We start from the raw sequence: 13,295 nt of genomic DNA, 5'->3' as shown, positions 1-13,295 counted from the left end.
TACTCCTTATACGAGTTCTGTTTGAGTGGTTGAGATTGTGTCATTCGTAACTGCTGCTTGCTCAGTCGCCTGAGGGTTCACTGATGATTCTGTACTCAGTGTCATCAGACGTGCCACATAATGCGGACCACCAGCTTTAGGGCCTGTACCTGATAGACCACAGCCACCAAATGGCTGTACGTTCACTACGGCACCAATTTGGTTACGGTTGATATAGGTATTACCAACAAAAGCACGGCGCTCAATATGCTCAGCATTATTTTCGATACGGCTGTGGATACCTAAAGTCAAACCAAATCCTGTGGCGTTAATGGCATCAATCAGTTGGTCTAAGTCGCGTGCTTGGTAGCGTAGTACATGCAATATTGGCCCGAAGTGTTCACCGCCAATCACATCAATACTGTTCACTTCAATCGCTGTTGGCAATACAAAGGTAGACTGTTCTTGACTGACGACTGAACTGGTACTCATCGGCGTTTGAGCCAAAATACGCGCTGTTGGTTCAGCATTCATACGCTCAATGTGTGCTTCTAGACCTTGCTTAGCATCAGCATCAATCACTGGCCCTACGTCAGTCGCTGCATATAGTGGATTACCTACTGACAGCTCCGCCATGTTACCTTGCAATAGCTCGATCAAATCATCAGCCATCTCTTCTTGTACGCATAAGATGCGGCAAGCTGAACAGCGTTGACCTGCTGACCCAAAGGCAGACAATACTGCATCTCTAACCACTTGCTCTGGTAGCGCAGTTGAATCGACGATCATGGCGTTTTGACCACCAGTTTCAGCGATAAACACAGGTAGCTCACCACTGGCTTGGGCATGATCATTTAAACTTTGATTGATGCGTTGCGCGGTTTGGGTTGAGCCTGTGAAGATAACGCCTGCAATATTATCAGCAGCCGTTAATGCACCACCAACGTCACCTGCACCGATGACCAATTGTAAAGCTTCTACTGGCACACCCGCTTGATACATTAGTTGTGCGCCAAAATGAGCAATCAAGCTGGTCTGTTCGGCAGGTTTTGCCACAACCGTGTTGCCTGCTGCTAGAGCGGCCACGATTTGACCTGTATAAATGGCCAATGGGAAGTTCCAAGGACTGATACAAACAAAAGTACCACGTGCTTTATAGACTTGACGTGACTGTTGTCCATTTAAATCTGTAAACTCATATACTGTTGCATCTAAACGCTCGGCTTCATCAGCATAAAAACGGCAGAAATCGACCGCTTCTTTGATCTCATCAATACTATCCTGCATGGTTTTGCCAGCTTCAACTTGGCAAAGCGCCATCAATTCAGCGTAGTTTTCTTCATAAAGATCGGCTGTTTTGCGCAATATGGCAGCACGTTCAACAGCTGGCACATTTTTCCACACACTTTGTCCAGCAACTGCGACATCAATGGCATGACGAGCAAGTTCTGCATTGGCGTAGGTGACTTCCCCTGCGCTCACTTCATGATTCCAAGGAGCACGCACGGTCTGCACATTTAGCTTCTGGTTTGTACCATCCACTTCATATTCGTTAATGGCTTTACCGTTAACGATAGATGTTGCTGACCACGTTTTATTTAAGTGGCTATCGATAGCAGATTTAAATGGTAGCCATTGTGACTCTACAAAGATATTCGGGCCAAAACTTGCACGGCGCGAGCCATATATTTCTGATGGCAGCGGAATGTCTGGATTGTGCAAGGTGGCATTGGCAAGCAGCTTGTCGTAAGGATGCACGGTGAGCTTATCAATAGGATAAGACTTGTCCAACAACTGATGCACAAACGAGCTGTTCGCGCCATTCTCAAGCAAGCGACGTACTAAGTATGGCAGCAAGTCTTTGTGTGCACCAACTGGCGCATAAATACGGACAGGGATTTGATAGGCTTGTAAAATATGATCGTACAGCGCATCACCCATACCGTGTAGACGTTGGAACTCAAACTCTTTGTGCTTACTCATCGTCATAATTGACGCCAGTGTATGCGCATTATGAGTCGCAAACTGTGGCCAGATAAGACCGCGTAGATGATCTGACAATAAGAAACGGGCGCAAGCAAGATAAGCCGTATCTGTGCCCTCTTTACGTGTCCAAACAGGATAGCCTGACAGTCCTTTTTGCTGAGCAAGTTTGATCTCAGTATCCCAATAAGCACCTTTGACCAGACGTACTGGAATACGGTCGCCCACTTCTGATGACAAACGAGCCAGCCATACTAAGACAGAAATAGCACGCTTAGAATACCCCTGAACAACGATGCCTAATCCGTCCCAGCCAGCGGTCAAATTATCACGGTATAAAGACTCAAATAATTTTAATGAAATCTCAAGACGATCCGCTTCTTCAGCATCGATACTAAGATCGACGTTGACTTCACGTGCAGCTTCAATAAGCAACAAGCAACGCTGACGCAGTAATCCCATGACTTGCGCTTCTTGGGTGGCTTCGTAACGAGGGTGCAAAGCTGATAGTTTGATAGATACAGAAGGCTTAGGCATGCCTTCTTTGACTTTGACATTAGCCGTAGCTCTAATAGCATGCAGATAGTCGTTAAAATACTTTTCGGCATCTCTATGCGTGATAGCCGCTTCACCTAACATATCAAATGAATAGGTATATCCTCTATTGCGATATGGCTGGCTGTTTTTATTAGCGCTTTCGATTGTCTCGCCCAATACAAACTGATGGCCCATAATACGCATGGCTTTTTGCATCGCACTACGAATGACAGGCTCACCCATTTTTTTGGTCATACGATCCAAAAAGCCTGAGGCAGTGGTATTGCTATCAATGCTGACGACACGGCCTGTCATCATCATGCCCCATGAAGACGCATTGACCATAAAACCATTGTCATTTTTAATGTGTTTTTTCCAGTCAGCCACACTCATCTTGTCATGAATAAGTGCATCTGCCGTGTAATTATCCGGTACTCGAATCAAGGCTTCTGCCAAGCTCATTAGCAAGATACCTTCTTGCGTATCTAGACTGTACTCAAGCAATAATGAGTCAACCATTTTGACCGCTTTGCCATCATTACGTACATGCTCAACCAGCTGACGCGTTTGCTCAGCCGCCGCATTGCGTTCTTCATCGCTAGGTTTGGCCAGTGGTAGTAATTTTGACAACCAACTGGTTTCATCCACGCTATATAATGGCGAGATACGCGCATATAGCTCTTTTGATGAGTGAGTAATATATTCTGGCGATAGCAAATCGACAGGATTAAATAAAATTGGTTCTTGCGGGGTAAACTGATCTACTGGGTTCATAACAACTCCATAACTATCGTTTAAAAACCATAATTAATGATGCTTTAGGAGGTCTGATTATGACGCCTAAGTGCCTACGCCCCCTGTTATTTTAAACAGTGGTTAATAGGGATACTCGCAGCGGTAATCAAAAGACCAAACGGCGCCATTACAAAACGGGAAAATCCAGCATCGGCTGGAAATGGTTAAGTAGGTCGTTCGAGTGTTAAACGGGCTACATTAACAATACAAAGGCAACAAACAGTTAAGCGACATTAGTGCCTTCTTCTTGTTAGTAGTGAAAGGAGTGTGATGAGCAGATGATTTTATTGCTAAATCAAAAAAGATAATAAATTATCATTTTGACTAGGTCTAAATCTGTCATCTTATTTGACGCTAATTCACTGTAAGAAAAACCTCTACGGCGTTGATTGAGGTGATGCGCTTAACTTGGGCATATTAGCATGAAAAAAATTTTCAAACTAACACTATTTACTATTTTTCTAAATTCGTATCGTGCTGAAAAATAACCAGTTATCAGCACCTTAGTCAGGATGACGCTCTGGTTATATTTTTCTATTTACTATCAACATTTAATTTCTTTAAATCAAATACTTGCAATTACAAGGTAACATTGGATCATCGTTTACGCAAAGAAAAATCCCCTTCATTCATCCAGAATAAAGGGGACTCAAAACAGTCATATAAGGTAAGAAATTAACTATCAGATGCCTATAGCAATACCAGTTTAGCCAATAAGATAACGGTCAGCACCCAAACAGGAATGGTAATCTCAGAGAACTTACCTGTCATCAACTTGACCGCGGTAAAGGTAATGAAGCCAAGTGCAATACCATCTGCGATAGAATACGTGAGCGGGGTTAATAGCAGTACGACTGCCACTGGAGCCGCTTCGGTTAAGTCTTCCCAGTTGATGTCTTTTAGCGTAAACAACATCAGTACCGATACATAAAAAATCGCGCCCGCCGTCGCATAAGCAGGAATCATACCAGCCAATGGTGCAAAGAAAATACTCAGCACAAACAAGACGCCAACCGTTACCGCCATGAGACCTGTACGTCCACCAGATGCCACACCAGAAGCACTTTCGATATAACTGGTCGTCGATGAAGTACCCAGCATAGCGCCTGCCACCGTTGCTGTCGAATCAGCTAATAGCGCTTTGTCCATGTTAGGAATATTGCCATCTTTATCAATCAAACCTGCTTTACTGGCGATACCTACTAAGCTGCCGGTTGTATCAAACAAATCAACGAATAAAAAAGCAAAAATGACACTGATCATTCCAACATCAAACGCGCCGGCAATATCAAGTTCTAGAAGAGTCGGTGTAATAGATGGCGGCGCAGACATAATGCCAGCAAAATGCGTATGACCTGTCAGCAAGCTGATCACGGTAACGATCAAAATACCAATAGTGACCGCACCTGGTACCTTTTTATAGACTAAGCCTATAATAATAAAGAACCCCAATGCCGCCATCATTGGCGAAAATGAAGTCATATCCCCAAGCATCACCAATGTGGCATCACGACTAACGATAATACCTGAGCTTTGTAATGCGATAAACGCTAAGAAAGCACCGATACCTGCCACAATACCTTGCTTAAGACTGGTTGGAATGGCATTGATGATCCATTCGCGAATTTTAAACAAGCTTAAAATGATAAACAAACAACCCGATAAGAACACAGCGCCGAGTGCCGTTTGCCACGCATACCCCATACCCAATACGACACCATAGGTAAAAAAAGCATTCAAACCCATACCTGGCGCTAATGCCACAGGTAATCGGGCATAAATCCCCATAATAAAGCAGCCTATTGCTGCGGCCATACAGGTGGCAACAAACACTGCCCCTTTATCCATACCAGCTTCAGCCAATACGTTAGGGTTCACAAAGATGATATATGCCATGGTCAAAAAAGTGGTTATACCAGCAAGGATTTCCGTTTTGACCGTGGTGTTTTCACCGTTAATCCCAAAATAGCGTTCAATTGCATTCATAAGTGTCGCGCCCAGCTTGCTAGTGAAAGAACAAATTTATTGGTGCCTAAAATAAATATGACGTCAACAAAAAATTGCGACGTCATAATCAAAAGGCAGCGGTAACAAAGTGCAACATTTTAGAGAAATTGTGGTGTAAATTCAATCATTACCCGTGCCTTATGGGTACAAATCTGACTTACTGACATCCAAATGAGCAGCGACTAAACAAGGTTTCAATATTACTGTACAGTCCTTTTGCTTAAAGAGGTGCTAGGTCTATAATCAGAGTTCGTCATCTGTTGAACTTGTCAGACATAAAATAAGTAAATTGTCTTGCACTAGCGCAATTGCATTGTACCTGCCTATTTTCAGAAAACGCGATGTATTGATAATGGCTCATGCTCAAAACCAACTAGATTCATATTATTGAGTATTTAACACTTTAATAAATGACCTTTTGTACATTTACCAGTACACTAAGCGGTTGATACCAATGTGCAAAATCAAAGCACATTTTTGGTGTCCTATTCTATGTTTTATTAGATGGTCTAACTTGGTTTGCGTGCTGCGCCCTGCCAGTCATTATCAATTATTCATGAGTCTCATACATGCCTGAATCTTTAAATATTATTGACCTTATTACTCAAGCCAGTCTTTTGGTACAGATAGTAATGGCGTTATTGTTATTGGCTTCCTTACTCAGCTGGGTGATTATTTTTCGTATGAGTGCACGGCTTGGGACTGCCAAGAGCTTCGATCAACAGTTTGAGACGTGGTTTTGGTCGGGTGAAGACTTGGCCAAACTGTATCAAGGGGTTCAAGGCTCTCCTGAACGCCAAGGGCTTGAACAAATTTTTTATGTGGGGTTTTCTGAATATCTCAGAATGCATAAAAAGCGCCAACCCAAAGATGACATTATTGATGGCGTTGAGCGCAAGCTTCGGGTCGGTTTGGGGCGTCAGCAGCAATTACTAGAGTCAGGGTTGACCACGCTAGCAAGTATCGGATCAGTGGCCCCTTATATTGGTCTATTTGGGACGGTTTGGGGCATCATGAACGCGTTTTTGGGACTGTCTCAAACCGAGCAAGCGACGTTGTCCTCTGTGGCGCCTGGTATCGCTGAAGCGCTAATCGCGACTGCTATGGGCTTGTTTGCTGCTATTCCTGCCGTACTGGCTTATAACCATTTTACGGCCAAATCGAGCCAATTGTATGATTCACGCGCATTATTTTGTGATGAGATGACAGGCATGCTCCAACGTGAGACCAGTGCAGAGAGTATCACTGGTAGAGAGACTCAAGCGGCGGCGGGTCAGGTGACAGGGTTATGAGACAAAGCCCTTATCGCCGTGAAAAAAAGGCACTCAACGCGGAGATGAACGTCGTTCCTTATATTGACGTGATGCTCGTGCTCCTTGTGATATTTATGGTGACAGCACCTATGCTGATCACGGGCGTCGATGTTGACTTGCCAAAAGAGCAAACCAATACGATGAGCCAAAGTCAACTGCCCATTATTGTTTCATTGACTGATAGCGGTGAGATTTTTATCAGTTATGAAAACAATATTGATTTGCCAATGAGTGAGCTGGAGTTGATTGACACCTTATCCAACCTACAAAATCAAAGCGACGCTGCTGGGGCGCAACCTTTGCAAGTCATGATAAATGCGGATCAAAACAATCAGTATGGCGATATCATGACTCTAATGGCAACCTTACAACAAGCAGGTATCCAAAAAGTTGGGCTATTAACAGGCGCACCCTTGCCCACACCTTCATTATAATAACGTCTATGCCTCGTCTAACTTGCTATAATAAAGCCAATCATTTGATAAACCTCGTTTTTGAGTATCTCTACCATGCATAATGCTCCTATCGTTTATGTACCAACTCAACCTGAAAGCAATGGTCTTACCTTGCCGACGCTACTCAGCTTGCTGGCACATGCGCTTGTGATTGGCGTGCTTATTTATAATTATCAACACGCTGAGGTAGAAACGGCTGGTAGTATTGAGACTGTCATGGTATCACCTGAGCAGCTTGCTGAGATGCAGGGACAAATTTTGGCAAATCGAGCAGCAGCAGCCAGTGCCCTGCAGGCTGAAAATGGTGCCACTACCATGACGCAAACAGAGACCTTTGATGGTGGCGCAAGCACACAAAATCCCAATCAAACAAGCTCTCAGCGTGTACCCGTCTTTACACGCTCTGATGATGATGCTAGCCAGCCGATGCTAATGAGTGAAGATCAGCGTCAGCGCATACTTGAGCAAAACCAAGATTATGAGCGCCGGATGGCAGAATGGGCCGCGCAATTAGATGAATCTGTATCAGAAGAACACAGTCAAGTTGAACAAAACAAACGAGAACAGCGTGCAGAAGAGCAAGAGACGCTCGGAGATTTACGTAATAAACGCAACAACCCGCCAAAGATTACGCCTCCTACTGCAAGTGATCGTAATATAAAAATCAATACAGGCAGTGCAGGTAAAACCTACAATTTATCAGATGGTCAATCCATTATTTCTGGCGACACAGCCACATCCAGTCTTACTAAAGGCAATGAACGTTCTGCGTCAAGTGGTAACCGCAGTGCAAGCAATATTGACATCATTAGCTTGCTTCAACGTAACTATAATCCACCGCCAGCGGCTAGAGGCTCGACTCGTAGTGCTACACTAACCATTACCGTAAACGCTAATGGAACCATACTCGATGTTACAGCATCAGGATCTGATGACGCTGTGAATGAAGCTGCCAAACAAGCAGTATGGGACACAGGCACTTTACCAATTAATGCTGACGACCCTAGATATCCCACCTTCGTTATAAAGCTTACAGGTAGTAACTAATGAGTTGCTCATATCTTGTATTATTGTTAACGTAAATACTTGATAATGCGAGGCTAAACCGCAGTCTACGCAGCACATACCGCTTCATCATATGTCGATTACTTATAAAAATGATAACCATATTACTTTAGGAGCTCAACTGACTCATGCATACTGATAAGAAACTATGTATCGCTTTATTTGCTAGTACCTCCATTCTGCTTATTTCTCCGACATTATTTGCAGAGCCTGCTGTCTTAGAATGGAATTATGAAATCCCTGTCCAGCAAAACCAAGTGGCTTTTGTGCCCTTCGCTGGCGATTCGGTTTTATCACCTATCGTATTAAATGATTTGAGTAAGACTGAGCTAAAAGTGACTAGCCAAAACCTGCCGCAGCAGCCGCACAGCAGTGGTGAGCTGGCAGGCTCTTTACCCGTATGGCAAAGTATGGGAATTCCTTATCTGGTGGTCGGCACTACGCGCAGTAATCGCGGAAAGATAGTGACTGATTATGAAGTAATTGATGTCAAATCTGGTCGGGTCATCGAAGGCAAGCAAAGCTTAACCGCTGATAATAATAGAGAAAGCCTACGTTATGCAGGGCATGTGATCTCCGATAAAGTGTATGAACTTATCACAGGTATCCCAGGTGATTTTTCAGGGCGTATCGCCTATATTGAAGAGATTGGCGCTGGAAAAGAGAAAGTCTCACGCCTAAAAGTTATGGATGCAGACGGCGAAAACGCCAAAACCATCACAGAAGTTGCAGGCTCTATCTTTTCACCAGCATGGTCACCAGACGGCAGTCGTATCGCTTATTCTGTACAGCGCGACAAGTCATACCCAGTTATTTATGTACAAAATGTTAGTGGCGGCGGCGCAAGTGCGTTAACGCCTTTTGCAGGCAGTAACTTGAGCCCTTCATTTTCGCCTGACGGTAGTAAGATACTATTTTCCAGCAGCTTTGAAGGCAGTGCTCATATTTATGAGATGAGTGCCAGTGGCGGTCAGCCTAGAAGACTTACCAATTGGCCTAGCAGTGAAGTACAACCAAGCTATGCACCCGATGGTAAATCTTTCGTCTTTGTCAGTGATCGGGCCGGCTTTAATAAGCCGCAAATTTATCGTTATGAGTTCGGATCAGGTCGCACAACCAAAGTATCCAATAGCGGTTATGCGACCAGTCCGCAATATAGTAGCGATGGCTCACAAATTGCTTTTTTGAGTGGAAGAGCAGCTGCCATCATGAATAACAATGGCGCGGTCACTGCTAATCTGGGCAACACAGGGATTGATGAAGCACCAAGCTTCTCTCCAAATGGTAAGCGCGTGGTATATGCCTCAAAGCAAGGCGGTAAAGGTGTACTAACCATTAAATCATTAAACGGCGGCGAAGCGTTCGGTAAATCAGGACAAGGTGTTATCCGCTCACCCGTCTGGTCACCTAGTCCCAAATAAGAGGGTCGGCTTCGCTTTATTGATGTACTCGTGAAACATAAAAAAGCGCCTAACGTTATACGAGGCGCTTTTTATAATATTACTTATAATGATTAATACTATAATAAGTAGTATTTATATACCTTTCATTGCTTTTTGAGATACCTTTATGAAATCCTTAACGCTAAGCGGTTTATTGACCTCGGTACTGCTAATTACAGGTTGTCAATCGTTTCAATTCGTTGATAGCCCCATACCTGTCACGGCACCTCTTGCTGTACAAAACCATGCCCAGTAAAGCAAAAAAACAGACACCAACTTGGTATCTGTTTTTTTATTGAACGACTTTAAGGGCAACTTACCACTTTATCTCAAGACTTTGTAGAAGCTGGCTGATGTTTGATAATGGTTTTTGCTAAATGATCCCCAAACCAAATAGCCGTATCAATATCGCCAGGCCCTGGGGTTTCTTCTGGCGGTCCATCCAAAGACTGTGTCATTAATCCCAAAAAGCTGGATAGTCGGTTCAAATCATGGGCTTCATGACCCGTTGGCATCAAGGGCAATCCAATCCAATTCATACCATGCTGCATTGCGTACAAGGAAATCTGCTGCAATACTGCCAATTTATCACCACTTAACCCACCCGAATTGGCAAAGGCGGCAGCCCACTTACCTTCCCATGTCCGATGATACCAACGCTTTGAGGTCTCATCCATAAAGGTCTTAAATTCAGCCGTCACGCTACCCATATAGACAGCGCTACCAAAGACCAACAAGTCCGCTTGATCCAAATACTCCCAATCGACATCATGGACATCGACAATTTTGGCCTGTGATGCTGGTAATTGCTGGTGCGCCCCTTTGACAATAGCTTCAGCAACACGCTTGGTATGCCCATAGTTACTATGAAAAATCACGGCAATAGAAACGTTGGGAACATTATCAGTGGAGGTGGAGGTTAAAGACGATTTCACAGGTGTATTCATACAAACTCTAATTGTGGATTAATTGAACAGACTCAGAGTCTGTTTTTAGGATGCTAAAAATGTATGTTATAGATATCTTATTTATTTAGCTAATATGAGGCAAGCTTTTGTAAATTCAACCTGATCTTATTTGCTATATTTATAAAAACTTAATCAGTGTCCTAACGATATAACTATTTTTAATGAATGAGCGGCCAATAGATTGAATAAATAATAGTTAAGGAAAAGGATAGATTCCTTGTATTACGATTAATCATTAATCAGCCATTACAAGCTTATATATTCCATTGAAGAATATATAAATCCCCCTTCTTCTTGTCACGCTTTTAATGAACGGGTTTATCATAGGTCACTTATTCAAATTTTCCCGAATATACCGCTTAAATATTCCAAAAAACCATTTAAATAACAAACTCTGAAAACATATATCAGGGAAGGATGTACTCTTTTGGCTATTACAACAACGAAAGTTCAACCCGTAAACGACACACTAGACCCTATTGCTAGAGGAACCTTGGAATTAAACGACCCGCAAAAGCTACTGGTAGTAGGCGGCGCACTTGCTGGCTTTGTTATGCTGATTTACCTGTTTGGCACTCAACCTATGGCTCAGCCCTTACTTTTTATTATCGGCCTACTGCTTGGCTATACTCTGTTTCATGCGCGTTTTGGTTTTACTTCTGCATTTAGGCGTCTGATGTCAGTGGGTAATGGACAAGCAATGCGTTCTCATATGCTGATGTTAGCGGTTGCCGTCAGTCTATTTGCCCCTATTCTTGCCTATGGTACGACCCTGTTTGGCGGCTCGGTCGCAGGGTATGTATCACCCGTGGGCGTCAGTTTACTCGTCGGCTCTTTTGTATTCGGTATTGGTATGCAGCTGGGCGGCGGCTGTGCTTCTGGGACGCTCTACGCTGTTGGCGGTGGACGTTCAGTGATGTTTATCACCTTTATCTTTTTTGTCATTGGCGCAACTGTTGGCGCCTATCATCTGCCATTTTGGACAGAAGAGATGCCCTCCTTTGCTCCTTTTTCTTTAGCGACCTCCACAGGTCTTGGCTATAGTGGTGCTTGGATAGTATCGCTTGCACTATTTGGTCTGATTGCATGGGTCACGCTCATTGTTGAGAAAAAAACCAACGCACCGAAAATGGCACCCGTGCCGACTGAAAAAGGTTGGAGACGCATTTTTCGCGGCTCATGGCCGTTATTTGCAGCAGCAATCGTCTTAGCAGTATTGAATGCGCTAACATTGATCACGCGTGGTCAGCCATGGGGTATCACCTCTGCATTTACATTATGGGGTTCTAAAATTGCAAGCAACTTTGGCGTTGATGTTGCAAGCTGGGGTTATTGGCAAGGAACCAATGCCGCTGCGCTAAATGCTTCAATTTTTGCTGATTCGACCACGGTCATGAATATCGGTATTATCATCGGTGCTTTTATTGCCTCGGCAGCAGGAGGTTTATTCAAATTTACTCAGATTACTCTAGGCAATTTTGCAGCCTCTGTGATTGGCGGTTTGATGATGGGTTATGGCGCGCGTCTGGCTTTTGGCTGTAATATCGGTGCTTATTTTGGTGGTATTGCCTCTTTTAGTGCTCATGGGTATATTTGGGGCATTATGGCAATGGCAGGGACTTTTTTAGCCTTATATTTGCGCCCCTTATTTGGGCTGTCTGTCCCAAAATCTAATGATTCTGTATGCTAAAAAAACCGATAATTTGCGAATAAAAAAATAGCAGACTTAATATAAGTTTGCTATTTTTTTGGACGATTAACCTATAAATGCTACAAACGAATAGCCACCGTTACCTGCTTCTATTAATAAATAGCTTTTATTAAAACGCAGAAAGACTACGAACAATCACCAATGCCATACGTCCTGTAGCAGGCTGATTCAAATGCGTCTGGCGTCGATAAGAGTAATATCGATTATCAGCGTAACTACAATGCTCCGGTAACCCATCAGCCAACGTTGCACCAGTCGCCTTCAATTGATCGGCAGCCAGCATTGGTAAATCAAGTTTGAGCTTATCAGCATTACCTGCCTCACTATTAACAACATACCGCTGGTCAAAACGATCAAGATCAGAGGCTGTTAATGACTGGTTTTCAAAGCAGCCTGCAAACAGTTGATCACGAACATGGTGACCAACCTCATAACTCGCTTGACTGATACAAACACCAATCCATGCTTTAATCTCTCCAGACTCCGTGAAATCTTGCACGGTCGCTTGAATAATTCCGCATGCCAACCCTTGCCAGCCTGCATGAATCGCGGCAATCTGACCACTGGCAGGTTGATACAACACAATAGGGACACAATCTGCTGTCATGATCGCCAGTCCAAGACCCGCCTGCTTGCTAATCATGGCATCGGCAGCCATCGGCTCCATACTTAGTGCCGCAAAATCAATATTCTGAATCTGTTTACCATGGACTTGGTTGACCCAATGTAGGCGTTTGATCTTTGTGTGCTGCTCACTATTTAGCGTTACATTCATTATTTGCTCGTTGATAGCAGACAATAAACGCATACGATTATTTAGTACCTTTGTCGCGTCATCCTTAACATGCAACCCTAAGTTTAGCTCACCATAATTAGCCCTACTCTTTTCGTCAGCTTGCACGCTCTTCGAATCGAGCGTCTCAATATTGAGAGTATCATCGCTAAAAAAAGCAGACGTTTGGAAAACCGCCACATTATCAATCTGCGCCAGCAATGTCATGGGAAACGTATTAATCATGGCTGATATACCGTATTCATGG

The 13,295-nt window shown here is 43.7% G+C and carries 9 protein-coding genes; 5 read left to right on the top strand and 4 right to left on the bottom strand.

Features of this window, described 5'->3' with window-relative positions; genetic code table 11:
• Positions 1-6 precede the first annotated feature (6 nt).
• Together putA and CZ794_RS09895 are read right to left on the bottom strand one after the other, a co-directional pair.
• Entirely contained in the window at positions 7-3,273 is a 3,267-nt protein-coding gene (gene putA, locus CZ794_RS09900) for a bifunctional proline dehydrogenase/L-glutamate gamma-semialdehyde dehydrogenase PutA (RefSeq protein WP_087041427.1), read from the bottom strand.
• A 711-nt stretch (positions 3,274-3,984) separates the two neighbouring features.
• The gene (locus CZ794_RS09895; RefSeq protein ID WP_087041426.1) at positions 3,985-5,280 is read right to left on the bottom strand and encodes an NCS2 family permease; all 1,296 of its coding nucleotides are present in this window, start codon (positions 5,278-5,280) and stop codon (positions 3,985-3,987) included.
• Between the two features lie 590 nt (positions 5,281-5,870).
• Between CZ794_RS09895 and tolQ the strand changes: the two genes are divergently transcribed.
• From tolQ to CZ794_RS09875, 4 genes are all read left to right on the top strand, one after another.
• Positions 5,871-6,593: a protein TolQ gene (tolQ, locus tag CZ794_RS09890; RefSeq protein ID WP_087041425.1), complete on the top strand. Its 723-nt coding sequence runs from the start codon at positions 5,871-5,873 to the stop codon at positions 6,591-6,593.
• The gene (gene tolR / locus CZ794_RS09885; RefSeq protein WP_087041424.1) at positions 6,590-7,048 is read left to right on the top strand and encodes a protein TolR; all 459 of its coding nucleotides are present in this window, start codon (positions 6,590-6,592) and stop codon (positions 7,046-7,048) included. Before tolQ ends, tolR begins: the two co-directional genes overlap by 4 nt.
• A gap of 75 nt (positions 7,049-7,123) precedes the next feature.
• Entirely contained in the window at positions 7,124-8,116 is a 993-nt protein-coding gene (locus CZ794_RS09880) for a cell envelope integrity protein TolA (RefSeq protein WP_087041423.1), read from the top strand.
• 146 nt (positions 8,117-8,262) lie between these two features.
• The gene (locus tag CZ794_RS09875; RefSeq protein ID WP_087041422.1) at positions 8,263-9,555 is read left to right on the top strand and encodes a PD40 domain-containing protein; all 1,293 of its coding nucleotides are present in this window, start codon (positions 8,263-8,265) and stop codon (positions 9,553-9,555) included.
• Positions 9,556-9,905: 350 nt separating this feature from the next.
• Here CZ794_RS09875 and CZ794_RS09870 read toward each other — a convergent pair whose 3' ends face one another.
• The gene (locus CZ794_RS09870) at positions 9,906-10,523 is read right to left on the bottom strand and encodes a flavodoxin family protein (RefSeq protein ID WP_087041421.1); all 618 of its coding nucleotides are present in this window, start codon (positions 10,521-10,523) and stop codon (positions 9,906-9,908) included.
• Positions 10,524-10,971: 448 nt separating this feature from the next.
• Between CZ794_RS09870 and CZ794_RS09865 the strand changes: the two genes are divergently transcribed.
• On the top strand, positions 10,972-12,234 hold the full coding sequence (locus CZ794_RS09865) for a YeeE/YedE family protein (RefSeq protein ID WP_256958936.1): 1,263 nt from the start codon (positions 10,972-10,974) through the stop codon (positions 12,232-12,234).
• A gap of 130 nt (positions 12,235-12,364) precedes the next feature.
• On the opposite strand, the gene CZ794_RS09860 is transcribed toward CZ794_RS09865, so the two are convergent.
• Entirely contained in the window at positions 12,365-13,273 is a 909-nt protein-coding gene (locus tag CZ794_RS09860) for a polyphenol oxidase family protein (protein ID WP_087041420.1), read from the bottom strand.
• Positions 13,274-13,295 lie beyond the last annotated feature (22 nt).

This window comes from Psychrobacter sp. JB385 (assembly GCF_900163785.1).
Lineage (GTDB): Bacteria > Pseudomonadota > Gammaproteobacteria > Pseudomonadales > Moraxellaceae > Psychrobacter.
The sequence above is the reverse complement of the archived record's forward strand: the minus strand, read 5'-3'. Positions and strand labels throughout refer to the sequence as shown.

What these genes read in the sequence shown, in the direction of transcription:
- putA (WP_087041427.1), bottom strand. Translation starts at nt 3,273, where the DNA reads ATGAACCCAGTAGATCAGTTTACCCCGCAAGAACCAATTTTATTTAAT.
- CZ794_RS09895 (WP_087041426.1), bottom strand. Translation starts at nt 5,280, where the DNA reads ATGAATGCAATTGAACGCTATTTTGGGATTAACGGTGAAAACACCACG.
- tolQ (WP_087041425.1), top strand. Translation starts at nt 5,871, where the DNA reads ATGCCTGAATCTTTAAATATTATTGACCTTATTACTCAAGCCAGTCTT.
- tolR (WP_087041424.1), top strand. Translation starts at nt 6,590, where the DNA reads ATGAGACAAAGCCCTTATCGCCGTGAAAAAAAGGCACTCAACGCGGAG.
- CZ794_RS09880 (WP_087041423.1), top strand. Translation starts at nt 7,124, where the DNA reads ATGCATAATGCTCCTATCGTTTATGTACCAACTCAACCTGAAAGCAAT.
- CZ794_RS09875 (WP_087041422.1), top strand. Translation starts at nt 8,263, where the DNA reads ATGCATACTGATAAGAAACTATGTATCGCTTTATTTGCTAGTACCTCC.
- CZ794_RS09870 (WP_087041421.1), bottom strand. Translation starts at nt 10,523, where the DNA reads ATGAATACACCTGTGAAATCGTCTTTAACCTCCACCTCCACTGATAAT.
- CZ794_RS09860 (WP_087041420.1), bottom strand. Translation starts at nt 13,273, where the DNA reads ATGATTAATACGTTTCCCATGACATTGCTGGCGCAGATTGATAATGTG.